27 protein-coding genes are annotated in these 24,068 nt (G+C 62.8%); 13 read left to right on the top strand and 14 right to left on the bottom strand.

Annotated features, from left to right (window positions below):
* The 3 genes from rsmB to def form a co-directional block, all read right to left on the bottom strand.
* Complete coding sequence (gene rsmB / locus PFEN_RS24395; protein WP_191489188.1) at window positions 1-1,311, bottom strand: 16S rRNA (cytosine(967)-C(5))-methyltransferase RsmB; 1,311 nt, start codon at window positions 1,309-1,311, stop codon at window positions 1-3.
* Entirely contained in the window at window positions 1,308-2,252 is a 945-nt protein-coding gene (gene fmt, locus PFEN_RS24400) for a methionyl-tRNA formyltransferase (protein WP_191489189.1), read from the bottom strand. The genes rsmB and fmt overlap by 4 nt, the downstream gene beginning before the upstream one ends.
* An 80-nt stretch (window positions 2,253-2,332) precedes the next feature.
* Entirely contained in the window at window positions 2,333-2,839 is a 507-nt protein-coding gene (def, locus tag PFEN_RS24405; RefSeq protein ID WP_191489190.1) for a peptide deformylase, read from the bottom strand.
* 152 nt (window positions 2,840-2,991) lie between these two features.
* Between def and PFEN_RS24410 the strand changes: the two genes are divergently transcribed.
* The 3 genes from PFEN_RS24410 to PFEN_RS24420 all read left to right on the top strand — a co-directional run bounded on the left by PFEN_RS24410 (window position 2,992) and on the right by PFEN_RS24420 (window position 5,819).
* The gene (locus tag PFEN_RS24410) at window positions 2,992-4,014 is read left to right on the top strand and encodes a LysM peptidoglycan-binding domain-containing protein (RefSeq protein WP_191489191.1); all 1,023 of its coding nucleotides are present in this window, start codon (window positions 2,992-2,994) and stop codon (window positions 4,012-4,014) included.
* Window positions 4,015-4,113: 99 nt separating this feature from the next.
* Window positions 4,114-5,214: a DNA-processing protein DprA gene (dprA, locus tag PFEN_RS24415; protein WP_191489192.1), complete on the top strand. Its 1,101-nt coding sequence runs from the start codon at window positions 4,114-4,116 to the stop codon at window positions 5,212-5,214.
* Between the two features lie 47 nt (window positions 5,215-5,261).
* On the top strand, window positions 5,262-5,819 hold the full coding sequence (locus tag PFEN_RS24420) for an L-threonylcarbamoyladenylate synthase (RefSeq protein ID WP_191489193.1): 558 nt from the start codon (window positions 5,262-5,264) through the stop codon (window positions 5,817-5,819).
* Between the two features lie 206 nt (window positions 5,820-6,025).
* Here PFEN_RS24420 and PFEN_RS24425 read toward each other — a convergent pair whose 3' ends face one another.
* A complete protein-coding gene (locus PFEN_RS24425) occupies window positions 6,026-7,003 on the bottom strand; it encodes an NADPH:quinone reductase (RefSeq protein ID WP_191489194.1) in 978 nt (325 codons plus the stop codon).
* 179 nt (window positions 7,004-7,182) lie between these two features.
* On the opposite strand from PFEN_RS24425, the gene hemF reads away from it, so the two are divergent.
* Complete coding sequence (hemF, locus tag PFEN_RS24430) at window positions 7,183-8,103, top strand: oxygen-dependent coproporphyrinogen oxidase (protein ID WP_191489195.1); 921 nt, start codon at window positions 7,183-7,185, stop codon at window positions 8,101-8,103.
* Window positions 8,103-8,924: a shikimate dehydrogenase gene (gene aroE / locus PFEN_RS24435; RefSeq protein WP_191489196.1), complete on the top strand. Its 822-nt coding sequence runs from the start codon at window positions 8,103-8,105 to the stop codon at window positions 8,922-8,924. Before hemF ends, aroE begins: the two co-directional genes overlap by 1 nt.
* Before the next feature lie 138 nt (window positions 8,925-9,062).
* On the opposite strand, the gene PFEN_RS24440 is transcribed toward aroE, so the two are convergent.
* The 3 genes from PFEN_RS24440 to betC form a co-directional block, all read right to left on the bottom strand.
* Complete coding sequence (locus PFEN_RS24440) at window positions 9,063-10,631, bottom strand: SulP family inorganic anion transporter (RefSeq protein WP_191489197.1); 1,569 nt, start codon at window positions 10,629-10,631, stop codon at window positions 9,063-9,065.
* Window positions 10,632-10,890: 259 nt separating this feature from the next.
* Entirely contained in the window at window positions 10,891-11,811 is a 921-nt protein-coding gene (locus tag PFEN_RS24445; RefSeq protein WP_191489198.1) for a choline ABC transporter substrate-binding protein, read from the bottom strand.
* 19 nt (window positions 11,812-11,830) lie between these two features.
* On the bottom strand, window positions 11,831-13,345 hold the full coding sequence (gene betC / locus PFEN_RS24450; RefSeq protein WP_191489199.1) for a choline-sulfatase: 1,515 nt from the start codon (window positions 13,343-13,345) through the stop codon (window positions 11,831-11,833).
* Window positions 13,346-13,459: 114 nt separating this feature from the next.
* Here betC and PFEN_RS24455 point away from each other — a divergent pair, with 114 nt between their 5' ends.
* Both PFEN_RS24455 and PFEN_RS24460 read left to right on the top strand, forming a co-directional pair.
* The gene (locus PFEN_RS24455; protein WP_191489200.1) at window positions 13,460-14,410 is read left to right on the top strand and encodes a choline sulfate utilization transcriptional regulator; all 951 of its coding nucleotides are present in this window, start codon (window positions 13,460-13,462) and stop codon (window positions 14,408-14,410) included.
* A 39-nt stretch (window positions 14,411-14,449) separates the two neighbouring features.
* Entirely contained in the window at window positions 14,450-14,776 is a 327-nt protein-coding gene (locus tag PFEN_RS24460) for a DOPA 4,5-dioxygenase family protein (protein ID WP_191489201.1), read from the top strand.
* 12 nt (window positions 14,777-14,788) lie between these two features.
* Here PFEN_RS24460 and PFEN_RS24465 read toward each other — a convergent pair whose 3' ends face one another.
* From PFEN_RS24465 to trpB, 4 genes are all read right to left on the bottom strand, one after another.
* Window positions 14,789-15,235: an anti-virulence regulator CigR family protein gene (locus PFEN_RS24465; RefSeq protein ID WP_191489202.1), complete on the bottom strand. Its 447-nt coding sequence runs from the start codon at window positions 15,233-15,235 to the stop codon at window positions 14,789-14,791.
* Between the two features lie 142 nt (window positions 15,236-15,377).
* A complete protein-coding gene (locus tag PFEN_RS24470; RefSeq protein ID WP_191489203.1) occupies window positions 15,378-15,665 on the bottom strand; it encodes a hypothetical protein in 288 nt (95 codons plus the stop codon).
* Between the two features lie 257 nt (window positions 15,666-15,922).
* Entirely contained in the window at window positions 15,923-16,729 is an 807-nt protein-coding gene (trpA, locus tag PFEN_RS24475) for a tryptophan synthase subunit alpha (protein ID WP_191489204.1), read from the bottom strand.
* Window positions 16,729-17,949 (bottom strand): tryptophan synthase subunit beta, encoded by a 1,221-nt coding sequence (trpB, locus tag PFEN_RS24480; protein WP_191489205.1) that lies wholly within the window; start codon window positions 17,947-17,949, stop codon window positions 16,729-16,731. The genes trpA and trpB overlap by 1 nt, the downstream gene beginning before the upstream one ends.
* Before the next feature lie 111 nt (window positions 17,950-18,060).
* Here trpB and PFEN_RS24485 point away from each other — a divergent pair, with 111 nt between their 5' ends.
* Window positions 18,061-18,957, top strand: a complete 897-nt coding sequence (locus PFEN_RS24485; RefSeq protein ID WP_191489206.1) for a LysR family transcriptional regulator — start codon at window positions 18,061-18,063, stop codon at window positions 18,955-18,957.
* Between the two features lie 146 nt (window positions 18,958-19,103).
* Here the strand turns inward: PFEN_RS24485 and PFEN_RS24490 are convergent, their stop codons facing one another.
* A complete protein-coding gene (locus PFEN_RS24490; protein WP_191489207.1) occupies window positions 19,104-19,430 on the bottom strand; it encodes a DUF883 family protein in 327 nt (108 codons plus the stop codon).
* Between the two features lie 161 nt (window positions 19,431-19,591).
* On the opposite strand from PFEN_RS24490, the gene PFEN_RS24495 reads away from it, so the two are divergent.
* Window positions 19,592-19,807 (top strand): dodecin, encoded by a 216-nt coding sequence (locus PFEN_RS24495; protein WP_100939968.1) that lies wholly within the window; start codon window positions 19,592-19,594, stop codon window positions 19,805-19,807.
* Between the two features lie 135 nt (window positions 19,808-19,942).
* A complete protein-coding gene (locus tag PFEN_RS24500; RefSeq protein ID WP_191489208.1) occupies window positions 19,943-20,173 on the top strand; it encodes a DUF1161 domain-containing protein in 231 nt (76 codons plus the stop codon).
* Window positions 20,174-20,295: 122 nt separating this feature from the next.
* Here PFEN_RS24500 and PFEN_RS24505 read toward each other — a convergent pair whose 3' ends face one another.
* Window positions 20,296-21,297 carry an LLM class flavin-dependent oxidoreductase gene (locus PFEN_RS24505; RefSeq protein WP_191489209.1) on the bottom strand — a complete coding sequence of 334 codons (1,002 nt, stop codon included), beginning with the start codon at window positions 21,295-21,297 and terminating at the stop codon, window positions 20,296-20,298.
* Window positions 21,298-21,518: 221 nt separating this feature from the next.
* Here PFEN_RS24505 and PFEN_RS24510 point away from each other — a divergent pair, with 221 nt between their 5' ends.
* Together PFEN_RS24510 and PFEN_RS24515 are read left to right on the top strand one after the other, a co-directional pair.
* Entirely contained in the window at window positions 21,519-21,950 is a 432-nt protein-coding gene (locus PFEN_RS24510; protein WP_191489210.1) for an OsmC family protein, read from the top strand.
* Between the two features lie 128 nt (window positions 21,951-22,078).
* Window positions 22,079-22,312 carry a DUF1161 domain-containing protein gene (locus PFEN_RS24515; protein ID WP_191489211.1) on the top strand — a complete coding sequence of 78 codons (234 nt, stop codon included), beginning with the start codon at window positions 22,079-22,081 and terminating at the stop codon, window positions 22,310-22,312.
* Between the two features lie 7 nt (window positions 22,313-22,319).
* Here the strand turns inward: PFEN_RS24515 and PFEN_RS24520 are convergent, their stop codons facing one another.
* Complete coding sequence (locus PFEN_RS24520; RefSeq protein ID WP_191489212.1) at window positions 22,320-22,733, bottom strand: hypothetical protein; 414 nt, start codon at window positions 22,731-22,733, stop codon at window positions 22,320-22,322.
* Window positions 22,734-22,915: 182 nt separating this feature from the next.
* Here PFEN_RS24520 and PFEN_RS24525 point away from each other — a divergent pair, with 182 nt between their 5' ends.
* Window positions 22,916-23,965 carry an aminopeptidase gene (locus PFEN_RS24525; RefSeq protein WP_191489213.1) on the top strand — a complete coding sequence of 350 codons (1,050 nt, stop codon included), beginning with the start codon at window positions 22,916-22,918 and terminating at the stop codon, window positions 23,963-23,965.
* Window positions 23,966-24,068 lie beyond the last annotated feature (103 nt).

The raw sequence follows: 24,068 nt of genomic DNA on the forward strand, positions 1-24,068 counted from the left end.
TCAGCCGCGCGCGGCGGCGATCTTGATCAGTTTGGCGTAGTAGAAGCCGTCGTGCCCGCCTTGCTGGGCCAGTAGCTGGCGACCATGCGGCTGCTTGATGCCGAATGTCCCGGCGATATCCAGTTCGCGGGCGCCGGAGGTGCGGGCCAGGAACGCGCCGATCACCTCGCTGTTCTCGGTCGGCAGGGTCGAGCAGGTGGCATAGAGCAGGATGCCGCCGACTTCCAGGGTCGTCCACATCGCGTCCAGCAGTTCGCCTTGCAAGGTGGCCAGCGCGGCGATGTCGTCGGGCTGGCGGGTCAGCTTGATGTCCGGATGGCGACGGATCACGCCGGTGGCCGAGCACGGGGCGTCCAGCAGGATCCGCTGGAACGGCTTGCCGTCCCACCAGGCGGCGGTGTCACGGCCGTCGGCGGCGATCAGTTCGGCGTCCAGGCCGAGGCGGTCGAGGTTCTCGCGCACCCGCACCAGGCGCTTGGCTTCCAGGTCCACGGCGACCACACCGGCCAGTTGCGGCTGGACTTCGAGGATATGGCAGGTCTTGCCGCCGGGGGCGCAGCAGGCATCGAGCACTCGTTGGCCCGGGGCCAGGTCGAGCAGGTCGGCGGCCAGTTGCGCGGCTTCGTCCTGGACGCTGATCCAGCCTTCATTGAAACCTGGCAGGTTGCGCACATCGCAGGCTTCTTCCAGGACGATGCCGTCCGGACTGTAGACGCAGGCGTGTGCGCCGACACCTGCCTCGCCAAGCAGCTTGAGGTAGGCATCGCGTGGGTGATGGCGGCGATTGACCCGCAGGATCATCGGCGGATGGGCGTTGTTTGCCGCGCAGATGGCTTCCCACTGCTGCGGCCAGAAAGCTTTCAGGGATTTCTGCAGCCAGCGTGGGTGTGCGGTGCGCACGACCGGGTCGTGTTCCAGCTCGGCCAGCAGCGCTTCGCTTTCCCGCTGCGCGCGGCGCAGCACGGCATTGAGCAGGGCCTTGGCCCAGGGCTTTTTCAGCTTGTCGGCGCAACCGACGGTCTCGCCGATGGCGGCGTGGGCCGGCACGCGGGTGTAGAGCAGTTGATAAAGGCCGACCAGCAGCAAGGCCTCGACATCGGCATCGGCGGCCTTGAAGGGTTTCTGCAGCAGCTTGGCCGCCAGGGCCGACAGGCGTGGCTGCCAGCGCGCGGTCCCGAACGCCAGGTCCTGGGTCAGGCCGCGATCGCGAGCTTCGACCTTGTCCAGTTGCAACGGCAGCGAGCTGTTGAGCGACGCCTTGCCGTTGAGCACGGCGGTCAGTGCCTTGGCGGCGGCCAGACGCGGGTTCATTGGCCAAGCACCGTACCGAGGGCGAATTTCTCGCGGCGGCTGTTGAACAGGTCGCTGAAGTTCAGCGCTTTGCCGCCGGGCAGCTGCAGGCGGGTCAGGCACAGGGCTCCCTTGCCGGTGGCGACGATCAGGCCGTCCTTGCTCGCGGCGAGGACTTCACCCGGTTGGCCCTGACCTTCGGCAACGCTGGCGGCCAGGACTTTCAGGGCTTCGCCATTGAGAGTGCTGTGGCAGACCGGCCAGGGGTTGAAGGCGCGAATCAGCCGCTCCAGCTCGACCGCCGGACGACTCCAGTCGATACGCGCCTCGTCCTTGTTCAGTTTGTGGGCGTAGGTGGCGAGGCTGTCGTCCTGGACTTCTCCGTCCAGGGTCCCGGTGGCGAGACCGGCGATGGCCTCGAGCACGGCGGGCGGGCCGAGCTTGGCCAGGCGGTCGTGCAAGGTGCCGCCGGTGTCTTCGGCGCTGATCGGGGTGACGCTCTTGAGCAGCATCGGCCCGGTATCGAGTCCGGCCTCCATGCGCATCACGGTCACGCCGCTTTCGCGGTCGCCGGCTTCCACGGCGCGCTGGATCGGCGCCGCGCCGCGCCAGCGCGGCAGCAGCGAGGCGTGGCTGTTGATGCAGCCCAGGCGCGGGATATCCAGTACGACCTGCGGCAGGATCAGGCCGTAGGCGACTACCACCAGCAGGTCCGGCTTGAGCGCCGCCAGTTCGGCCTGGGCCTCGGCGTTGCGCAGGGTTGGCGGTTGCAGGACGGTGATGCCGTGCTCTTGCGCCAGCTGCTTGACCGGGCTCGGCATCAGTTTCTGCCCGCGGCCCGCCGGGCGATCCGGCTGGGTGTAGACCGCGACGATCTGGTAGGGGCTGTCGAGCAGCGCCTTGAGGTGTTCGGCGGCAAACTCGGGGGTGCCGGCAAAGACGATGCGCAGTGGCTCAGTCATGAAAAGGGCTCGCTAAAATTGAGGAGGGGCTCGCCCTCCCCTTGTAGGAGCAGCCGGTCGACGCTCCTACAAGGGGCGGATCAGGCGTTCTGGCGGTGCAGCTTTTCCAGCTTCTTCTTGATCCGGTCGCGCTTGAGTGTGGACAGGTAGTCGACGAACAGTTTGCCGTTCAGGTGATCGCATTCGTGCTGGATGCACACTGCCAGCAGCCCCTCGGCCTCCAGTTCGAACGGCTGGCCGTCGCGGTCCAGGGCCTTGACCCGCAGTCTGGTCGGACGGTCGACGTTCTCATAGAAACCCGGCACCGACAGGCAGCCTTCCTGGTACTGGTCCACTTCCTCGGTCAGGGTTTCGAACTCGGGGTTGATGAACACCCGGGGCTCGCTACGATCTTCGCTCAGGTCCATGACCACGATGCGTTGGTGCACATTGACCTGAGTCGCCGCCAGGCCGATGCCCGGGGCTTCATACATTGTTTCAAACATGTCATCGATCAGCTGCCGCACCTGGTCGTCCACCACGGCCACGGATTTGGCAATGGTGCGCAGGCGCGGGTCTGGAAATTCGAGGATGTTTAAAATGGCCATAGGCGTATTTGCTGCACATGTGAGGTAAAGTCAGAGACGGCTGCCGCAATGTCCCACCGGGATCGGCTACCGTTGTAAAACGTTCTCCCTGGGAGCGAGCCGCGGGGGCTCTGGCGTTTCACGCGAAGGCACATAATAAAGGGATTCACTGCATGAGGAAAACACTACTCGCCCTGTTGCTGGCCGTTAGCGGCGTCGTGCAGGCGCAAGTGCAACTCAAGGACGGTTATCCACAGCGCTATACCGTAGTGCGCGGTGACACACTTTGGGACATTTCCGCGAAGTTCCTCCGCGAACCGTGGAAGTGGCCGGAGATCTGGCACGCGAACCCCCAGGTGGCCAATCCGGACCTGATCTATCCTGGCGATACCCTGACCCTGCAGTTCGTCGACGGTCAGCCACGGTTGGTGGTGGATCGCGGCGTGTCGCGGGGGACCGTGAAGTTGTCGCCGCAGGTGCGCCGCTCGCCGGTGTCCGAGGCGATTCCGAGCATTCCGCTGGAAAAAATCAATGCGTTCCTGTTGAGCAACCGCATTGTCGATGATGCCGACAACTTCCAGAAAGCCCCGTATATCCTGGCCGGTAGCAATGAGCGGGTGCTCAGCGGCATGGGCGACCGGATCTATGCCCGTGGCGTGTTCGACCCGGCGCACTCGATGTACGGCTTGTTTCGCCAGGGCAAGGTCTATAGCGACCCGAAGACACACGAGTTCCTGGGGATCAACGCCGACGACATCGGCAGCGGCGAACTGGTGGCGACCGAAGGCGATGTCGGCACGCTGATCCTGCGTCGCACCACCGAGGAAGTCCGCCTGGGCGACCGTTTGTTCGTCAGCGAGGAACGGCCGGTCAACTCGACGTTCATGCCCAGTGCGCCGCAAGTGCCGATCCATGGCACGATCATAGATGTGCCACGAGGTGTTACACAGATCGGGCTGATGGATGTGGTCACGATCGACAAGGGACGCCGTGATGGCCTGGCCGAAGGCAATGTCCTGGCGGTGATGAAGACCGGCGAGACGGTGCGCGACCGGGTCACTGGCCAGAGCGTGAAGGTCCCGGACGAGCGTTCGGGCCTGCTGATGGTGTTCCGCACCTACGAAAAGCTCAGCTATGGTTTAGTACTTACCGCCACGCGATCCCTGGCGGTCTTGGACAAGGTGCGCAACCCTTAGGGCCGATCAATTCCGTTAGCAGGCTAAACAGGTTACCCACAGAGTTATCCACAGCTTGTTCTTGCCGTTTCAGGACCGCCACAGATCAAGGATGATCCGATGTCGTTGTCCAACTGTACTGCCCTGTCCCCGTCGGAGCTGGAAGCACGCCTGCGCCTGCATCTTCTTCCAGAGCTCGGCCCACGGCGTTTTCGAACCCTGATCGATGCCTTCGGTTCGGCCTCGTCCGCCCTCGGCACACCCGCCTCTGCCTGGCGAGCACTGGGGTTGCCGGCGGCCTGTGCCGAGGCTCGCCGAAGTCCTCGAATCCGCGACGGCGCCAGCGCTGCATTGCGCTGGCTAGAGCGCCCGGCCCAGCATCTGGTGATGTGGGACCAGGCCGATTACCCCGCCCTTCTGGCCGAGCTGGACGATGCGCCACCGTTGTTGTTCGTGGCCGGCGACCCTGCCCTTCTGGAAAAACCACAGCTGGCGCTGGTCGGCAGTCGGCGCGCATCCAAACCCGGAATGGACACGGCGGCGGCCTTTTCCCGGAGCCTGGCCGGAGCCGGTTTTGTCATCACCAGCGGACTGGCGTTGGGGATCGATGGGGCGGCCCATCAGGCGGCCCTGGACATCGGCGGGCGGACTATCGGGGTCCTTGGCACCGGTCTGGAAAATTTTTATCCACAGCGTCATCGGCGGCTGGCGCAGGCCATGATCGCCCAGGGCAGTGCCGTGGTTTCCGAGTTGCCACTGGAGGCGCCGCCGCATCCGAGTAACTTCCCCCGTCGTAATCGAATCATCAGCGGACTGTCCCTGGGTGTGCTGGTGGTGGAGGCGAGTATCGCCAGCGGCTCGCTGATTACCGCCCGGTTGGCGGCGGAACAGGGGCGCGAGGTGTATGCGATTCCCGGTTCCATTCATCATCCCGCGGCCAAGGGTTGTCATCAGTTGATCCGTGACGGTGCGGTGCTGGTGGAAACCGTCGAACATATCCTCGAACCCCTGCGCGGTTGGCAGCGGGTAACGGCCAGTCCGCTCCCCGCCGCATCCGAGCACCCGCTACTGGGCTTGTTGCATGCCGCGCCGCAGAGCAGCGAGGCCCTGGCGCGGGCATGTGGCTGGAGCTTGCCGCGGGTATTGGCGGCGCTGAGCGAGTTGGAGCTCGAAGGCCGGGTTGCCAACGAAAGCGGACGCTGGTTAGCTCGCGCGCGGTAGGCTTACCTGAGTAAACTGCGAGCAGCTTTAAATCCGGAGAGTGAGCAATGGTCAACAGTTGGCGTGTGCAAGAAGCCGCACGAGAAATTCGCGCAGGGGCGGTGATTGCCTATCCAACCGAGGCGGTCTGGGGGCTGGGTTGCGATCCGTGGAACGAAGAGGCGGTGGACCGTCTGCTGGCGATCAAGAATCGTTCGGTGGACAAGGGCCTGATCCTGATCGCCGACAACATTCGCCAGTTCGATTTTTTGTTCGAGGATTTCCCCGAAGACTGGATTGACCGCATGGCCAGTACTTGGCCAGGGCCCAATACCTGGTTGGTGCCGCATCAGGACCTGTTGCCGGAATGGATCACCGGCCAGCATGACACCGTGGCCTTGCGAGTCAGCGATCATCCGTTGGTGCGGGACCTGTGCGCGCTGGTGGGGCCGCTGATTTCCACCTCGGCCAATCCGCAGGGGCGTCCGGCGGCGCGCACACGGATTCGCGTGGAGCAGTATTTCCGCGGGCAGATCGACCTGGTGCTGGGCGGTAACCTGGGCGGGCGCAAGAACCCGAGCCTGATTCGCGACCTGGCGACCGGCAAGGTGGTGCGCCCGGCGTAGGGGGAGTCTTGTGGCGAGCGGGCTTGTCGGAATACCACACCGCCACGCTCGGTTGCGAAGCAGTCGTAAAACCATAGTCGTGGTTCTATCTGATACACCGAGATGGCAGGTTTTGGGGGCGCTTCGCACCCCAACGGGGGCAAGCCCCCTCGCCACATCGTCCAGCGCTGGCAAGCCGCCGCGTCAGCAGCGGCCATCCACCTCGATCACGGCAACAGCACCGTCGACCCGGTAGTGCGCCGCGCCGCCAGTTCGGCCTGGGCCTTGGCCGCGTCCGCCAGGCGGTAACGGGCGCCGATCTCGATCTTCAGCTTACCGCTGGTGATCATCCCGAACAGATCCTTGGCCATGGCCTGCAGGTTTTCCGCGTTGTTGGCGTAGGTCGCCAGTGTCGGCCGGGTGACATACAGCGAGCCCTTGGCCGACAGAATCCCCAGGTTGACCCCGTCCACCGCGCCGGAAGCATTGCCGAAGCTGACCATCAGCCCACGGGGCGCCAGGCAGTCCAGCGAGGTCAGCCAGGTGTCCTTGCCCACGCCGTCATACACGACCGGGACCTTCTTGCCATCGGTCAGCTCAAGAACCCGCTTGACCACATCCTCATGGCTGTAGTCGATGGTTTCCCAGGCCCCCAGGGACTTGGCCAGCGCAGCTTTTTCCGGCGAACTGACGGTGCCGATCAGCTTCACGCCCAAGGCCTTGGCCCACTGGCAGGCGAGCAGGCCGACACCGCCGGCGGCGGCGTGGAACAGCACGGTTTCGCCGCCCTTCAACTCATAGGTCTGGCGCAACAAGTATTGCACCGTCAGGCCCTTGAGCATCACCGCGGCGGCCTGTTCGAAACTGATGCCGTCTGGCAGGTGTACCAGATTGGCCGCCGGTAGCACATGCAGTTCGCTGTAGGCGCCCAGCGGGCCGCTGCCGTAGGCCACGCGGTCACCGACCTTGAACTGGCTGACCTCGCTGCCGACCGCATCGACCACGCCCGCGCCTTCGGCCCCCAGGCCCGATGGCAGGGCCGGTGGCGCATACAAGCCGCTACGGAAATAGGTGTCGATGAAATTCAGGCCGATCGCGTGGTTGCGTACCCGCACCTGTTGTGGGCCGGGCTCGGCGGGGGTGTAGTCGACATACTCGAGGACTTCGGGGCCGCCATGGGCGTGAAACTGGATACGTTTGGCCATCTTTCTCTCCTTGGAAATTTCACAAACGGGCGCTGTGCTGCGCGATGCAAGGGCCCTATCGGACTCCTTCGCTTGACCTTCGTCAACAGTGACGAGCGCAAACGCGATGCTATGCTACGCGCCTCTTTGCCACCGGCCATCCGATCAGCCGTGTGGCTTTGCCCGATCAAGGTGATGCCATGACTACCCGCACCGAGGCCGTGAAAGCCTATCTGCTCGACCTGCAAGACCGTATCTGTGCCGCCCTGGAAACCGAAGATGGTGGCGCGCGTTTCGTCGAAGACGCCTGGACCCGCCCGGCCGGTGGCGGCGGTCGGACCCGGGTGATCGCCGACGGTCAACTGATCGAGAAAGGCGGTGTCAACTTCTCCCACGTCTTCGGCAGCGGCCTGCCGCCGTCCGCCAGCGCCCATCGTCCGGAACTGGCCGGGCGTGGTTTCGAGGCCCTGGGTGTGTCCCTGGTGATTCACCCGCACAACCCCCACGTACCAACGTCCCATGCCAACGTGCGCTTTTTCATTGCCGAGAAAGAAGGTGAGGAGCCTGTCTGGTGGTTCGGCGGCGGTTTCGACCTGACCCCCTACTACGCGAACATCGAAGACTGCGTGCATTGGCACCAGGTGGCCGAGCGCGCCTGCGCGCCGTTCGGCGCCCAGGTCTACCCACGCTACAAGGCCTGGTGCGACAGCTACTTCCATATCAAGCACCGCAATGAGCCGCGGGGCATCGGCGGCTTGTTCTTCGATGATCTGAACGAGTGGGATTTCGACACCAGTTTCGCCTTCATGCGGGCAATCGGCGATGCCTATATCGAGGCCTACCTGCCGATCGTGCAGCGTCGCAAGGCCCAGGCCTGGACCGCACAGCAGCGTGAGTTCCAGGAGTTCCGTCGCGGTCGTTACGTGGAATTCAACCTGGTGTACGACCGTGGCACCCTGTTCGGCCTGCAATCGGGTGGGCGCACCGAATCGATCCTGATGTCATTGCCGCCGCAAGTGCGTTGGGGCTATGACTGGAAGGCCGAGCCGGGTAGTGAAGAAGCACGCCTGACCGAGTATTTCCTGCAGGACCGCGACTGGCTGGCGGAGGGCCGCGCCTGATGGACCGTTACGTCGTTTTCGGTAATCCCATCGGCCACAGCAAATCGCCGCTGATTCATCGTCTGTTTGCCGAACAGACCGCCCAGCAACTGGACTACAGCACCTTGCTGGCACCCCTCGATGATTTTTCCAGCTGCGCCAGGGCTTTTTTCCAGGAAGGACGCGGGGCCAATGTGACGGTGCCGTTCAAGGAAGAGGCCTACCGCCTGGCCGACAGCCTGACGGCGCGGGCGCGGCGGGCCGGGGCGGTGAATACCCTGAGCAAGCTGGCCGATGGCAGCCTGCTGGGCGATAACACCGACGGCGCTGGACTGGTGCGCGACCTGACGGTCAATGCCGGGTTCGGCCTGCAAGGCCAGCGCATCCTGTTGCTCGGTGCTGGTGGAGCGGTACGTGGCGTGCTGGAGCCGTTGCTGGCGGAGCGGCCGGCTTCGGTGATCATCGCCAATCGGACGGTCGAGAAAGCCGAGTTGCTGGCCGAACTGTTCGCCGACCTGGGGCCGGTGTCCGCCAGCGGCTTTGACTGGTTGCGGGAGCCGGTGGATCTGATCATCAATGCCACCTCGGCGAGCCTGTCGGGTGAGGTGCCGCCGATTGCGCCGAGTTTGATCGAAGCCGGCAAGACCTTCTGCTACGACATGATGTACGGCAAGGAACCGACGGCGTTCTGCCGCTGGGCGAGCGAGCACGGCGCGGCGGTGTCGATGGCTGGGCTGGGCATGTTGGCCGAACAGGCGGCGGAAGCATTCTTTCTGTGGCGCGGTGTGCGGCCGGATACCGCTCCGGTGCTGGCGGAGTTGCGGCGGTTGTTGGCCTTGTAGGAGGCCATTTGAGTCTTGCGTCGTCTGTCAGGGCCTCTTCGCGGCACCGCCGCGAAGCTTTTGGCGACTTTGATGGTCCATTCGCTGGCAAGCCAGGCTCACAAGGGACCGCGATGACCACAAGATCGTGTCGTGTGCTCAGTCCTCAAACAGGATCGGGCACTTATCCACGCCCTCCAGCTTGACCAACTCTTCCACCACCGGCGCCCGCGCCCGCCTCAGGGTCAGGCTGCGGCCTTCTCGCGCCAGGCGCCGGGCCTCCTGGTGCAGCATCTCCACCCCCGAGTAATCGATGAAGTTGATTTGCTGCGCCTCGATTACCACCTTCGCCCCGTGTAACTGTTGCAAGCGCACTTGCAGGTAATGGCTGGCGCCGAAAAAGATCGAGCCACCAACCCGCAATACATCCTCGTCGCCATCGCGCCAATGCTGGACCCGCGGCTGTGAGGTGCGCTTGAGATAGAAAAACAGCGAAGCCAGCACCCCGGCATAAATTGCCGTCTGCAACTCCAGCAGCAGGGTCGCCACGCAGGTCAGGGCCATCACCGCGAACTCGGCGTGACTGACCCGCCACAATGCGCGGATGCCCCTGCGGTCCACCAGGCCCCAACTGATCATCAGGATACTGCCGGCCATCGCCGGGATTGGAATATGCGCGATCAATGCCGAGCCGGTCACGGCGAACAACGCCACCCAGAGCGCGGAAAACACCCCGGCCAGGGGGGAATGGGCGCCGGCCTCGTAGCTCAGCGCGGCGCGGGTGAACGAGCCGGCTGACAGATAGCCGGAAAACAGGCTGCCGAGCATGTTCGACAGACCCTGGGCACGAACTTCCTGATTGGCGTCGAGCAGTTGTTGCGAACGCGCCGAGATCGAACGGGCAATCGACAGGCTGGTCACCAGCCCGAGCATGCCCACCGCGACGGCGCTGGGCAGCAGCCGCAGAATGGTTTCCAGGTCCAGTGGCAAGGGGCTGAATGGGGGCAACTGGCCAATGAAACCCTTGACCAGACGCACCTGCCCGAACAGGCCCGGGAACAGCCAGACCAGCGCACTGGCCAGTACCAGGGTGAGCAACAGGGTCGGCCAGCGTGGCAGCAGGGATCTGAGGCTGACGCCGAGGATCAGGGTACCTAGCCCCAGCAGCAGCGAGGGCTTGTCCAGTTCGCCGAGGCGTTGGCTCAGTTGCAGCAGGCTGTTCAGCGCGGTCGCCTGGTTGGGGATGTCGAGCCCCAGCAGATTCGGCAACTGCCCGAGGGCGATGACCACGGCGGCGCCCAGGGTGAACCCCAGCACCACCGAATGCGAGACGAAATTCACCAGGGCGCCGAAGCGCAGCATGCCCAGCAGCCACTGGAAGATCCCGGCGATGCAGGTCAGCAGCAGGATCAGGGTGATGTAGTCCTGGCTGCCGGGCACCGCGAGCGGGCTGACACTGGCGAACAGAACAATTGAGATGGCGGCCGTGGGCCCGCAGATCAGGTGCCAGGACGAGCCCCAGAGACAGGCGATCAACACCGGGACGATGGCCGCGTAGAGGCCGTATTCGGGGGGCAGGCCGGCGATCAGGGCGTAGGCGACCGATTGTGGCAGTGCGAGGATGGCCCCGCTCAGGCCGACGATCAGGTCACGGCTGACGCTGGCGCGGGTCTGGCGCGGCAGCCAGCTGAGAAATGGCAGGAGTTTGTGGCGGTTGGTCCAGCCCATGGGTCTCTCGGTTGGGTGAGTCGGCGTCGGAGTGAGGGGTTGTGGTGACAGGTGCAAGCAGCCGAACGCGGTCTTGTGGCGAGCGGGCTTGCCCGCGCTGGGGCGCGAAGCGCCCCTAAAACTTGTGATCACTGCGTGTCAGACATAACTGAGACACTGGTTTTACGACTGCTGCGCAGCCGAGCGCGGGCAAGCCCGCTCGCCACAGGTTATGGCGCATTTCAACAGGTCATGTCGGATCTCACAGGTTGCGCGAGGATCAGAGCTTGGCCTTCACCGCCGGCAAGGCATCCTGGCCATCCACGGTCTTGACCCCGTCCAGCCATTTGTCCAGCACCGCCGGATTGGCCTTGATCCAGGCCTTGGCCGCCTCGGCATTGCTCAGCTTCTTGTTCGCCACCTCGGCCATGATGCTGTTTTCCATGTCCTGGGTGAAGCTCAGATTGCTCAGCAACTTGCCAACGTTCGGGCAGGCCTGTGCATAACCCTTGCGGGTCAGGGTATAGACGCTGCCGGTATCGCCGAAGTACTTCTCGCCACCCTTGAGATAATGCATTTTCATCTGCACGTTCATCGGGTGCGGGGTCCAGCCGAGGAACACCACGAACTTCTGTTTCTTCACCGAGCGAGCCACTTCGGCCAACATCGCCTGTTCGCTGGACTCCACCAATTTCCACTGGCCGAGGTCGAACTCGTTCTTCTTGATGATCTCCGCCAGCGAGGCATTGGCCGGCGCCCCGGAACCGATGCCATAGAGCTTCTTGTCGAACTTGTCGGCGTACTTGTTCAGGTCGGCAAAGTTATGCACACCCGCATCCCAGACATAATCCGGGACCGCCAGGGTGAATTCGGTGCCATCCAGATTCTTCGTCAGTTGCGTGACCTCGCCATTGGCCACGAACTTGTCGTGGAAACCCTGCTGCGCCGGCATCCAGTTGCCGAGGAACACATCCACCTGGCCGTCCTTGAGACCGCCATAGGTGATCGGTACCGCCAGGGTGTCGACCTTGGCCTTGTAGCCCAGGCCATCCAGCAGCAGGCTGGTAATGGCGTTGGTTGCGGCGATATCGCTCCAGCCCGGATCGGCCATTTTCACCGTGTCGCAGCTTTGCTCGGCATGGGCACTCAGGCAGCTCATGGCCAGGACGCCCGCCGTCAGTGCTGTGGATAACTTCTTCATCGGCTTCCCCTTACGTTCGTTATTGGTTTTGGCAGGGTTGTGGATAACGTGCTTTGCGTTCCAGGTCATCGAGGTCGATATGGTTGCGCATGTATTGCTGACTGGCGTCGACCAGTGGCTGGTGATCCCAGCTCTTCAGCTTTCCTTGGGCCAGCGCGCCGGCGACGAAACGCCGCCGCCGCTGGCTGGCGAGCACCTGTTGGTGGATCGCCGGGATGTTCCATTTCGCCCGGGCTTCGGCCAGGAAGTCGTTGAAGAGTGCTTGATGCGGCGCTGATTGGCTGAGTTCCTCCTCCTCAAAGGGGTCGTTGTGGATATCGAAGAGCAGACAGGGGTCGTCTTCGCTGTAGATGAATTTGTAGGCGCCGCGACGAATCATCATCAGCGGACTGATCGTGCCTTCGGCCATGTATTCGCCGAATACTTCGTCATGCCCGCCCGTGCCCGTGAGGTGCGGGACCAGTGAGCGCCCGTCCAGCGGCAACTCGGCCTGTAGCGTACCGCCGGCCAGTTCCACCAGGGTCGGCAGCAGGTCGGCGGTGGAGACGGCGGAACTGACCCGCCCGGCGGCAAATTGTCCCGGCGCGCTGATCAGCAGCGGCACCCGGGCGGACATTTCGAACCAGTGCATTTTGTACCAGAGGCCACGCTCGCCGAGCATGTCACCGTGGTCGCCGGAGAATACGATCAACGTGTTCTCGGCCAGGCCGGTTTCCTCGAGGGTTTGCAGGAGTTTGCCGATGTTGCTGTCGATATAGCTGCAGGCTCCGAAATAGGCCCGGCGCGCATCGCGGATCTTATCCACAGGCAGCGGCTTGTCCCACAGGTCGTAGACCTTGAGCAAGCGTTGGGAATGCGGGTCGAGGCTGTCCTGGGCCGGGGTCCGTGGCAGCGGAATGTCTTCGTCGCGATACAGGTCCCAGAAGGCCTTGGGAATGGTGTAGGGATCGTGCGGGTGGGTCATGGACACGGTCAGGCAGAACGGCTGGTCGCCGTCTTCGCGCACATGATCGAACAGGTACTGTCGCGCCTTGAAGACCACCTCTTCATCGAAGTCCAGCTGGTTGGTGCGCACACAGGGGCCGGCCTGTAGTACCGAGGACATGTTGTGGTACCAGCTGGGGCGCACGTCGGGCTCGTCCCAGTTCACCGCCCAGCCGTAGTCCGCCGGGTAGATGTCGCTGGTCAGACGCTCTTCATAGCCATGCAGTTGGTCCGGCCCACAGAAGTGCATCTTGCCCGACAGCGCGGTGCGGTAGCCCAGGCGCCGCAGATAATGGGCATAGGTCGGCACGTCGGCGGGGAAATCGGCGGCATTGTCGTAGGCGCCGATCTTGCTCGGCAGTTGGCCGCTCACCAGGGTAAAGCGCGACGGCGCACAGAGTGGGCTGTTGCAGTAGGCGGCATCGAAGACCACGCCTTGGGCGGCCAGGCGGCTCAGGTTCGGAAGCTTGATGGGCGATGCACCATAGAGCGGCAACAGCGGCGCGGCCATTTGATCGGCCATGATGAAGAGAATGTTCTTGCGCTTCATGTAATCGCGGCATTCCATAGTGAATTGTTATGCGATAGTGCTGAGAGCCAGCATGTGGCCCATGGATTCAGTGGTAAAGCCCCTGCCAGACAATGACTAGGATAAGTACAGCTTATGTATGAAGCGCTGGGTGACCTGTCCCTCGACCTGCTCCGGGCCTTCGAAGCGGCGGCCCGTCATCACAGTTTTACCGCCGCGGCGGTGGAGCTGGGCACCACGCAACCGGCCATCAGCCAGCAGATCAAACGCTTGGAAGAACAACTGAGCACCCGCCTGTTCGACCGCATCTATCGGGGCATCGAGCTGACCGAAGCCGGTTCGATGCTGTTCGAGCAGGTGCAGGTTGGTTTGCAGAGTATCGACAGTGGCTTGAGCGCGGTCACCGCCCAGCGTCAGCACGAGGTGTTGCAGGTCGCCACCGACTTTGCCTTTGCCGCCTATTGGCTGATGCCGCGCCTGCATCGCTTTCACGCGGCCAATCCCCAGGTCGATGTCAGCCTGGTGACCAGTGAGCGCAGTCACAACATGTTGCGCACCGATATCGATGTGGCGGTGTTGTTCGGCAAGGGGCGTTTCAAGCAAGGCGAGAGTCACTGGTTGTTCAGCGAGGAAGTGTTTCCGGTGTGCAGCCCGCGATTGCTCAAGGAGCGCGAGCTGCCATTGCCGCCGCGGGCCTTGCTGGAGTTTCCATTGCTGCATCTCAAGGGCGAAAACAGCAGTCACTGGTTCGACTGGAGCGGGGTTTTTCGCGAATTGGGACTCACCGTGGCACCGGCACCGGGGCAATTGCGTTTCGACAACTACACCTTGCTGATCCAGGCGGCGATCGGTGGCCAGGGCGTGGCCATTGGTTGGCGACACCTGGTGGATAACCTGTTGGAGCAAGGCTTGTTATGTCGGCCGATCAGCCAGACGGCGATTTCCTCCTTTGGCTACTACGTGGTGTTGCCCCAGCGTAAACGGCGCGGAGCACTGATCCAGCGTTTCTTCGACTGGTTGATGGCCGAGCAGGCCGACAGTGCGCAATCGCTGGTGGGGCTGGGCTTGCCCTCGATTGCGGTGTAGCGTCAAGCCACTATCCGATACTGGGCGAACGAGAGCGGCATGCAACGTATCCAGGGCTACCACGCCCATATCTATTTCGACGCTTCAACCCTGGAGCAGGCCCGTGAGCTGTGTGAACTGGCGGCAGCGACCTTGCCGTTGAAGATGGGACGGCTGCACCAGCGCCCGGTGGGACCGCATCCGGACTGGAGTTGCCAGTTGGCATTCGATGCGCAATACATCGGTGTGGTATTGCCGTGGCTGGCGCTGAACCGCAAGGGATTGGTGGTGTTCCTGCATCCCCTGACCGGCGATGACCTGGCCGACCATCGCGATCATGGGATCTGGATGGGAGCGGTCAGGCCATTGGATCTGTCGCTGTTCTAGTGTCTCGAACGGTCAGTTCAGCACGCCGTCGAGAATCTCGTAGACGATCCCGGTGCCGATGGCGATCAGGACCACGTCATTGCCCATGCGCCGCCACTCGTAACCCTCATACTCCGGCAAGCGGCCGAGCGCCCGGCCGTCCAGGCGCTCGCCTTCGTAACCGCGTGGCAGCGGTTGGCCGCGCACCAGGCGGTAGCCCGGTGGCGGTGGCGCACCGCGGCCGAAATGTTCGCGGTCCTCATGAATGATCTGTCGGATCGGGCCGAAGTCCTGGGGCGGGCGGTGCCAATTACGCTCGTCATGCTCCCGCCCAGGTCCTCTGTCACCACCCCGGTCCCGTTGGTCATAGCCACCTCGATCATGATCTTCACCGTGCCACTGGTCCTCGGCGTGCAGCAGAGGGCTGGCGCTGAGTATCAGCAGACCAAGGCCGGTCATCAGGCGTTTGGGCATTTTCATCGGGGGCATTCCTCACCACACAGGCAATACAACGAAAGGGGTGAAGGCATGGCTTCAAACCCCCGGGTCTTGTTCTATTAGTGTGTGTGGCGAGGTTTAGATTCCTTTGTATCAGGAACTTTACCTTTGGCGGGTACCGGCGTCATCGCCAGCGATCATGTTGTTCGCCCAGCCGCTGGCTCAGGTTTTCGAGACAGTCGCGCACGCGGATGTTGTTCATTGATGCGCCAGCTGTTCCCGCCGGAGCCCGGGTGTCTGAGGCCAGGCCCGGGGCGCTGGGAGCCAGGGGTTCGAACGCGAACAGGCTGGACAGGTCCTGTCTTGGCGGCGGCGTTTCGCGTGGGGTGGGCGTCACCGACCTGACCCGCTTGGGGCGAGGGGTTTCAGGGGCGGATAATTGATCGAAGGTACAGGCGATAGCGAGGGTCATAGGGCATCCATTTCTCATTGGTAACGATCCAGCGCTCCTGCGCGGCCGTCTCTCGCCGGTATTGCCCGGTACTGCCGAAGCTTGCGGAAAGAGAATGAAATGATTGCCCCCTTTGACAGCGCGGTTCTGTCAATAAACGCTCATGCTCGTTGGGCCCGCGGAGGGCTCCGACAAGCCTGTCATCGGGGTCAACCGGCGCCCATGAAAAAGGGACCCAAGACGGTGGTCCTGGATCCCTCCGGGTCGTGCCGAGTGCTTCAGCGTGCTGTACGCACGCCCTCGGCGAGGGCCGCGCAGAGGCTCAGCACGCCATCGACAGCCTGCTCGTCGGTGGTGGCGTTGGCGATGTGATCGATCAGCGCCGAGCCGACCACCACGCCGTCCGCCAGCCGGGCGATGGCCGCGGCCTGCTCCGGTGTGCGAATACCGAAACCGATGCTGATCGGCAGGTCGGTGTGGCGCCGCAGGCGGGCCACCGCCTCTTCGACGTGTTCCAGGGTCGCCGAGCCGGCACCGGTCACACCGGCCACCGACACGTAGTAGACGAAGCCGGAGCTGCCGTTGAGCACGGTGGGCAGGCGGGCGTCGTCGGTGGTCGGAGTGGTCAGACGGATAAAGTCCAGGCCGGCGGCCTGGGCCGGATCGCACAGCTCGCCGTTATGTTCCGGTGGCAGGTCGACCACGATCAGGCCGTCGACGCCAGCCGCCTTGGCATCGGCGATAAAGCGCGGCACGCCATAGTGGTGGATCGGGTTGAAGTAACCCATCAGCACCAGTGGGGTTTCGTTGTTCTCGGCGCGGAACTCGCGAACCATCTGCAGGGTTTTCGCCAGATTCTGCTTGGCGGCCAGGGCACGGATGTTCGCCAGCTGGATCGCCGGGCCATCGGCCATCGGATCGGTGAAGGGCATGCCCAGCTCGATCACGTCGGCACCGGCCTTGGGCAGCCCTTTGAGGATCGCCAGGGAAGTGTCATAACCCGGGTCGCCGGCGGTGACAAAGGTCACCAGGGCGGCGCGGTTCTGTTGTTTCAGCTCGGCAAAGCGGGTTTGCAGGCGGCTCATCAGTGTTTCTCCTGCTGGGACTGTTGCATATGGTGCATGACGGTTTGCATGTCCTTGTCGCCGCGACCGGACAGGTTGACCACCATCAGGTGATCCTTGGGCAGGGTCGGCGCGCGCTTGAACACTTCGGCCAGAGCGTGGGCACTTTCCAGGGCCGGAATGATGCCTTCGAGGCGGCAGCACTGGTGGAATGCGGCCAGGGCTTCATGATCGGTGATCGAGGTGTACTGGACGCGACCGATGTCGTGCAACCAGGCGTGTTCCGGGCCGATGCCGGGATAGTCGAGGCCGGCGGAAATCGAGTGGGCGTCGATGATCTGGCCGTCGTCGTCCTGCAGCAGGAAGGTCCGGTTGCCGTGCAGCACACCGGGCACGCCGCCGTTCAGGCTGGCGGCATGCTTGCCGGTTTCGATGCCGTGGCCGGCCGCTTCGACGCCGATGATTTCGACGCTGGTGTCATCGAGGAACGGATGGAACAGGCCCATGGCGTTGGAGCCGCCACCGATGCACGCCACCAGGCTGTCGGGCAGGCGCCCTTCCTGGGCCTGCAACTGCTCGCGGGTTTCCTTGCCGATCACCGACTGGAAGTCGCGGACCATGGCCGGGTATGGGTGTGGGCCGGCGACGGTGCCGATCAGGTAGAAGGTGCTGTCGACGTTGGTCACCCAGTCACGCAAGGCTTCGTTCATCGCGTCTTTCAGGGTGCCGGTACCGGCGACCACCGGAATCACTTCGGCGCCCAGCAGCTTCATGCGGAACACGTTGGCCTGCTGGCGCTCGATGTCGGTGGTGCCCATGTAGATCACGCAGTCCAGGCCGAAGCGCGCGGCCACGGTGGCGGTGGCCACGCCGTGCATGCCGGCGCCGGTCTCGGCGATGATGCGTTTCTTGCCCATGCGCCGCGCCAGCAGGATCTGGCCGATGCAGTTGTTGATCTTGTGGGCGCCGGTGTGATTCAGCTCTTCGCGCTTGAGGTAGATCTTCGCGCCGCCGCAGTGTTCGGTCAGGCGTTCGGCGAAATACAGCGGGCTTGGGCGACCGACGTAGTCGCGCTGGAAGTAGGCCAGTTCCTTGATGAAGGCCGGATCGATCTTGGCGGCTTCGTATTCGCGGTTCAGGTCGAGGATCAGCGGCATCAGGGTTTCGGCCACGTAGCGGCCGCCGAATGTGCCGAACAGGCCGTTGGCATCGGGGCCGTTGCGCAGGTTGGACTGGGTCATGGGAGGCTCCAGGTGGACGATTGAATGGGCAATGGGTTCACTCTAACCATGACAGGCGCGGATGAAAACCGATAAGATCGCCGAAACCTGTCAGGAAAACTCACAGATACCATGAGCCGCGACCTTCCCCCGCTCAATGCCTTGCGCGCCTTCGAGGCCACCGCCCGCTTGAACAGCGTCAGTCAGGCGGCCGAGCAGCTGCATGTGACCCATGGGGCGGTCAGCCGGCAATTGAAAGTGCTCGAGGAACACCTGGGGCTGAGCCTGTTCGTCAAGGACGGGCGCGGCCTGAAACTCACAGATGCGGGAATACGCCTGCGCGACGCCAGTTTCGAGGCGTTCGAACGGCTGCGTGGTGTCTGCGCCGAACTGGTCCAGAGCACGGCGGATGCGCCGTTTGTACTGGGTTGTTCCGGGAGCCTGCTGGCGCGCTGGTTTATTCCGCGATTGGGGCGGCTGAATGCCGACTTGCCCGACTTGCGCCTGCACCTGTCGGCGGGTGAAGGCGATCTCGATCCGCGCAAGCCGGGACTCGATGCCCTGCTGCTGTTCGCCGAACCACCGTGGCCGGCGGATATGCAGGTCGTTGAGCTGGCGAGCGAACGGATCGGGCCGGTCTTGAGCCCGCATTTTGCCCGTTACGAGTCGTTGCTGCGGGCACCGGCTCGTGGGCTGGTGGGCGAAGCGCTGTTGCACACCACCTCGCGACCGCAGGCCTGGCCCAGCTGGGCCCGGCAGAACGGTATCGATCCGGCGGCATTGAAGTACGGCCAGGGTTTCGAACATCTGTACTACCTGCTCGAAGCCGCGGTGGCCGGATTGGGCGTGGCGATCGCGCCGCAGCCGCTGGTGGCGGATGATTTGCGTGCCGGTCGGCTGGTGGCGCCCTGGGGCTTCAACGAGACCCCGGGGCGGCTGGCATTATGGCTACCCCGGCGTGCCGCCGATGGACGCGCCCAACAGTTGGCGCAATGGCTCAAGACCGAGCTTGAACGCGGTATCACTTGATCACACAGACCCTTGTTGATAACACAAGCCCTTGTAGGCGCTGGGCTTGCCCGCGAAGAGGCCCCGAGACCGCCAAAAGCTTCGCGGCGATCCGGCAAGCCCTGCTCCTGCAAGTTCGTGTTGTTCCCGTCAGCGAGTGATGTTCCTCAATCCCTGCGTGTGCACAGCAGGTAGGCTGCCAACAGCCCCAACGCACCCACCGCGATACCGGCGGTCGTCCACGGATGCTCCTGGGCATAATCGCGGGTCGCGATTCCGGTTTCGCGGGTTTTGACCTTGACCTCTTCATAGGCATCGCTGAGCAGGTGGCGCGAATGTCTCAGCGCGTTCTCGGCATTGCCGCGCAGCGCCTTGAGGGTCTTGCGCGACTCGTCCGAGGCATCGTCCTTGAGGCTTTCGAGGGACTTGAGCAGGTGTTCGATCTCGGCTTCCATGCTTTGCAATGAGGCTTTACGTAGTGAATTGCTGGCCATATCGGCGCTCTCCCGCAGTTGAGTGGCGTGTTTAGGTTGGGACTCCCGCGCTGTGTGAAAGTGCAGAAAGTCTGCATGGCGTCATGGGGTGACTCGATGCGAGCTGTGGAAGAAATCACTGCTAGGCTCTCTGGACAGCCCTTGGGACTTAGGAGAACAGCATGAGCGACCATCACACCTACAAGAAAATCGAACTGGTAGGTTCTTCCCCCACCAGCATAGAAGACGCCATCAACAACGCCCTGGCCGAAGCCGGAAAAAGCATCAAGCACCTGGAGTGGTTCGAGGTGCTCGACACCCGTGGGCATATCAAGGACAACAAGGCCGCGCACTTCCAGGTGACCTTGAAAGTCGGGTTCAGGATCGCCAATAGCTGAACAAATACTGGCCTTTTGAACTTATAGGCTGGCCGACTGCCATATTGATTGTTATATAGAGGGCGCTGAATAGCCCCAAGGTGCGTCGGCCAATAGCCGCCGCACTTTTTTTGATCTGACCAGGGAATGTGATCGATGAAAAAGCTTTTGCTGGCTGTAGGTTTGTTGAGTCTGGCGGGAACCGCCCTGGCGGCGGGCAAGCCGTGCGACGTGGTGGAGAAGGAGATCAAGGACAAGCTTGAAGCCAAGGGTGTGCATGGCTATTCGCTGCAGATCGTCGACAAGGCCGGCAATACCGGCGCTGATGGCAAGACCATTGGCAGCTGCGCGGCGGGCAAAAAGGAAATCGTCTACAAGCGCAAATAAGCCTGAGTAGCTATTAAGACCGGCGTCATGCGCCGGCTTTTTTTATCGCTGCCGAAACCCATCGCGAGCCGTCGACCGGCTGTTCCCGCAAGAACCAGCCTGTCCGCGATGGACGCAGGCTGTCAGCCCTTCATGACCTGCGCCAGCAGCTCGAAGGAATGCAACCGGTCGGCATGTTCATACAGGTCACAGGTGAAGATCAGCTCATCGGCCTGGGTCTGCTCGATCAGCACTTCCAGCTTGGCGCGGATTTTCGCCGGGCTGCCGACCATCGCCAGGCCGAGGAAACTCGCCACCGCCTCTTTCTCATGCGGCAGCCACAGGCCATCCATGCTCTGTACCGGAGGCCGTTGCACCAGGCTCTGGCCACGTATCAGGGCGAGGATGCGCTGGTACACCGAGGTCGCCAGGTAGTCGGCCTGTTCATCGGTATCCGCGGCCACCAGCGGCACGCCGAGCATCACATAGGGCTTGTCGAGCACCGCCGAAGGCTTGAAGTGGTTGCGATAGACGCGAATTGCCTCATGCATGTAGCGCGGCGCGAAATGTGAGGCGAAGGCGTAGGGTAAACCCCTCTCCCCGGCAAGCTGTGCACTGAACAGGCTCGACCCCAACAACCAGATCGGCACCTGGGTGCCAGTGCCCGGCATGGCGATCACCCGTTGTTCGGGGGTACGCGGGCCCAGGTAGCCCATCAGCTCGGTGACATCCTCGGGGAAGTCGTCGGCGCTGCCCAAGCGCTCGCGGCGCAAGGCCCGGGCGGTCATCTGATCGGAGCCCGGCGCGCGGCCCAGGCCCAGATCGATACGGCCAGGGTAGAGACTTTCCAGGGTGCCGAACTGTTCGGCGATCACCAGTGGCGCATGGTTGGGCAGCATCACGCCACCGGAACCGACGCGAATGGTCGAAGTGCCGCCCGCCAGGTAACCCAACAGGACCGAAGTGGCCGAACTGGCGATACCGTCCATGTTGTGATGCTCGGCGACCCAGAAGCGGTGATAGCCGAACTTCTCCACATGGCGGGCCAGATCCAGCGAATTGCGCAGCGATTGCGCCGGGCTGCCGTCCTGGCGCACGGGCACCAGGTCCAGGGTGGAAAACCGGGTATCGGACAGTCGCTTCATGAGCCTGCTACTCCATGTGAGGGGACGCAGGCTTCATCGGGTGTCGAAAAACCTGCCGGTCTCCAGGGAATGTGGGCATATACCCGAGTTTCAAGGGCTGAGCTGTTTTTAACCTGTATTTTTTTCAGATCAGTCTTACAAAGTGAACTTTGCGCCAGCGTCTATCCTCAGAATCTTGACCCCGACGTGAACCCTTCGCGTCGGCTTTTGAGGAGGCAGCTATGAGTATCAAGAAAAAAGCATCGGCTCATTGGGCGGGCGACCTGAAAACCGGCATCGGCTCCATCTCCACGGAAACCGGGGTGTTGCGCGAGGCGCCTTACGGCTTCAAGGCACGTTTCGAGGGCGGCAAGGGCACCAACCCGGAAGAACTGATCGGCACCGCTCACGCGGGGTGTTTCTCCATGGCCTTTTCGATGATTCTCGGCGATGCCGGTCTCAAGGCTGACAGCATCGAGACCCAGGCCGAAGTGACGCTGGATCAGGTCGACGGTGGTTTTGCGATCACGGCGGTGCACCTGACGCTCACGGCGAAAATCCCCGGCGCCAGCCAGCAGCAGTTCGATGAGTTGAGCAAAAAAGCCAAGGAGGGTTGCCCGGTGTCCAAGGTGTTGAACGCCAAGATCAGCCTGGACGGAACCTTGGTGCCCTGATCCGGCTCCTGCAGGCACCCGGGAGGTGAGGTGTGTCAGAACTTGGTCGACGTAGTTGTGGTCGAACACATAGTGGCAGCTTCTGCGTAAGCCCTTGCGACGCGCTGCCGTAGTCAAGGAGTTCGACCATGAAACGTATTGCCCTGGGGATTTTCTGTTGCGTGCTGGCCAGCTCGGCCTTGGCCGCGGTCAAGCCGTGTGACGAGCTCAAGGCTGAGATCGAAACCAAGATCCAGGCCGCTGGCGTCAGTTCCTACACCCTGGAAATCGTCGCCAACGATGAAGTCCACGACCAGAACATGGTCGTCGGCAGTTGCGACGGCGGCAGCAAGAAAATCATCTATCAGAAGAACGACCGCTGAAGCCTGGCTACGGAATGCAGAACACCTTGTTTTCTTCGGCCACCACTTCACCCCTGTCGTTGTACAAGCGTGCGCTGGCGTTGAAGCCCAGGGAAATGCCCTCCAGGCGGTAACGTCGGCCGGCTTCGAAGTGGTCATAGTGCACGCTCAGGTAGCACAGGCGCTCCGAGGGATCGAGGTTCATCGCCATACCGCCGGCATAGACCTCGAAATCGAAGCGCGCCACGAGTTCGTGGCTGCCCGGGGTGACCTGGAAAAAGCGTCCGTCGCGCAGACGCTGCTTGTCCAGGCTTTCGGCCATGATCAGCTTGCCGGTGTGGGTGTCCAGGTCGACCCAGGCCATTTGTGGGTTCACTGCCGGTAACGGGCTGATACAGCCGCCGAGGCTGGCGAGGGCGAGTACAGGGAGAAGTTTGCGCATGATGGTTTCCACTCTGTCAGAAGATAAGCATACCTGCGTTCAGAGGCCCCGGGATGTTCCGGACGTCAGCCTGGTGGCGGGGTGGTCTCATTTCAGTGAACACCTGAACCTCAAGAATCATTCATGGAAAAGTATTCGGTCCGCGCGATAGTCTTGCGCCAGCTTTTTGCCGGATGATTTTCATGATGTTAAGACCCGTGCTACGCGGTTCGATAGGCGCCGTGCTGCTGTTGCTCGGTGGTTGCAGCGGCCTCGGTTATTACAGCCAACTGGCCGGTGGGCAGTTGAGCCTGTTGCGCGCCCGGGAGCCGGTGGTCGAGGTGATCGCCGATCCGAGCCGCGAGCCCAAGCTGCGCGAGCACCTGGCCCAGTCCCAGCAGGCGCGGACGTTCGCCAGCGCGCAGTTGCACCTGCCCGACAACCGCAGTTACCGATTGTATGCGGACATCAAACGCCCTTATGTGGTCTGGAATGTTTTCTCGACGCCGGAATTTTCCCTGATCCCACAGCAGCATTGTTTTCCGATTGCCGGCTGCGTGGCGTATCGCGGCTATTACAACCAGGGCGCGGCGCGCGGCGAGGCGGCGCTGCAGAAACAGCGGGGCATGGACGTGTACATCGGCGGGGTCGAGGCTTACTCGACGCTGGGCTGGTTCGACGATCCGATTATCAGCTCGATGATGACCTGGGGCGACGAGCGCCTGGCAACGCTGATCTTTCACGAGCTGGCGCACCAGCGCTTTTATGTGAAGGACGACACCGAGTTCAACGAGTCCTATGCCAACTTCGTCGAGCAGGAAGGCACGCGGCAGTGGCGGGCGGCGCGGGGCTTGCCGCCGGCCAAGGTCAATGAAGTGGCACAGAAGGATCAGTTTATCGAGCTGGTGCTGCAGACCCGTGAACGTCTGCAGGCGCTCTATGCCCAGCCTTTGCCGGCCGAACAGATGCGTGAGCGCAAGGCGGCGGAGTTTGAACGTCTGCGTCAGGAGTACCGCCGGGTGCAGGCAACGCAGTGGGCAGGCGACAAGCGTTATGACGCCTGGATCAATACTCCGCTGAATAACGCCAAGCTGCTGCCCTTTGGCTTGTATGACCAGTGGGTGCCGGCGTTTGCGGCGCTGTTCAAGCAAGTCAATGGTGACTGGCCGGCGTTTTTCAGTGCGGTGGAAAAGCTCGGGGGCTTGCCGGTTGACGAACGCAAGGTGGCGTTGCGTAAGTTGATGCCTGGCTGAGGATGTGTGGCGAGCGGGCTTGCCCGCGCTGGGGGGCGAAGCGCCCCTAAAACCTGCAAACTCGATGTATCAGGTAAATCGGGTTGGCAGGTTTACGACTGCT

It is taken from the genome of Pseudomonas sp. FEN (assembly GCF_904067045.1).
In the GTDB taxonomy this organism is placed as follows: Bacteria; Pseudomonadota; Gammaproteobacteria; order Pseudomonadales; family Pseudomonadaceae; genus Aquipseudomonas.

Coding starts and splice junctions, on each gene's coding strand:
- rsmB (WP_191489188.1), bottom strand. CDS start 1,311: ATGAACCCGCGTCTGGCCGCCGCCAAGGCACTGACCGCCGTGCTCAAC.
- fmt (WP_191489189.1), bottom strand. CDS start 2,252: ATGACTGAGCCACTGCGCATCGTCTTTGCCGGCACCCCCGAGTTTGCC.
- def (WP_191489190.1), bottom strand. CDS start 2,839: ATGGCCATTTTAAACATCCTCGAATTTCCAGACCCGCGCCTGCGCACC.
- PFEN_RS24410 (WP_191489191.1), top strand. CDS start 2,992: ATGAGGAAAACACTACTCGCCCTGTTGCTGGCCGTTAGCGGCGTCGTG.
- dprA (WP_191489192.1), top strand. CDS start 4,114: ATGTCGTTGTCCAACTGTACTGCCCTGTCCCCGTCGGAGCTGGAAGCA.
- PFEN_RS24420 (WP_191489193.1), top strand. CDS start 5,262: ATGGTCAACAGTTGGCGTGTGCAAGAAGCCGCACGAGAAATTCGCGCA.
- PFEN_RS24425 (WP_191489194.1), bottom strand. CDS start 7,003: ATGGCCAAACGTATCCAGTTTCACGCCCATGGCGGCCCCGAAGTCCTC.
- hemF (WP_191489195.1), top strand. CDS start 7,183: ATGACTACCCGCACCGAGGCCGTGAAAGCCTATCTGCTCGACCTGCAA.
- aroE (WP_191489196.1), top strand. CDS start 8,103: ATGGACCGTTACGTCGTTTTCGGTAATCCCATCGGCCACAGCAAATCG.
- PFEN_RS24440 (WP_191489197.1), bottom strand. CDS start 10,631: ATGGGCTGGACCAACCGCCACAAACTCCTGCCATTTCTCAGCTGGCTG.
- PFEN_RS24445 (WP_191489198.1), bottom strand. CDS start 11,811: ATGAAGAAGTTATCCACAGCACTGACGGCGGGCGTCCTGGCCATGAGC.
- betC (WP_191489199.1), bottom strand. CDS start 13,345: ATGAAGCGCAAGAACATTCTCTTCATCATGGCCGATCAAATGGCCGCG.
- PFEN_RS24455 (WP_191489200.1), top strand. CDS start 13,460: ATGTATGAAGCGCTGGGTGACCTGTCCCTCGACCTGCTCCGGGCCTTC.
- PFEN_RS24460 (WP_191489201.1), top strand. CDS start 14,450: ATGCAACGTATCCAGGGCTACCACGCCCATATCTATTTCGACGCTTCA.
- PFEN_RS24465 (WP_191489202.1), bottom strand. CDS start 15,235: ATGAAAATGCCCAAACGCCTGATGACCGGCCTTGGTCTGCTGATACTC.
- PFEN_RS24470 (WP_191489203.1), bottom strand. CDS start 15,665: ATGACCCTCGCTATCGCCTGTACCTTCGATCAATTATCCGCCCCTGAA.
- trpA (WP_191489204.1), bottom strand. CDS start 16,729: ATGAGCCGCCTGCAAACCCGCTTTGCCGAGCTGAAACAACAGAACCGC.
- trpB (WP_191489205.1), bottom strand. CDS start 17,949: ATGACCCAGTCCAACCTGCGCAACGGCCCCGATGCCAACGGCCTGTTC.
- PFEN_RS24485 (WP_191489206.1), top strand. CDS start 18,061: ATGAGCCGCGACCTTCCCCCGCTCAATGCCTTGCGCGCCTTCGAGGCC.
- PFEN_RS24490 (WP_191489207.1), bottom strand. CDS start 19,430: ATGGCCAGCAATTCACTACGTAAAGCCTCATTGCAAAGCATGGAAGCC.
- PFEN_RS24495 (WP_100939968.1), top strand. CDS start 19,592: ATGAGCGACCATCACACCTACAAGAAAATCGAACTGGTAGGTTCTTCC.
- PFEN_RS24500 (WP_191489208.1), top strand. CDS start 19,943: ATGAAAAAGCTTTTGCTGGCTGTAGGTTTGTTGAGTCTGGCGGGAACC.
- PFEN_RS24505 (WP_191489209.1), bottom strand. CDS start 21,297: ATGAAGCGACTGTCCGATACCCGGTTTTCCACCCTGGACCTGGTGCCC.
- PFEN_RS24510 (WP_191489210.1), top strand. CDS start 21,519: ATGAGTATCAAGAAAAAAGCATCGGCTCATTGGGCGGGCGACCTGAAA.
- PFEN_RS24515 (WP_191489211.1), top strand. CDS start 22,079: ATGAAACGTATTGCCCTGGGGATTTTCTGTTGCGTGCTGGCCAGCTCG.
- PFEN_RS24520 (WP_191489212.1), bottom strand. CDS start 22,733: ATGCGCAAACTTCTCCCTGTACTCGCCCTCGCCAGCCTCGGCGGCTGT.
- PFEN_RS24525 (WP_191489213.1), top strand. CDS start 22,916: ATGATGTTAAGACCCGTGCTACGCGGTTCGATAGGCGCCGTGCTGCTG.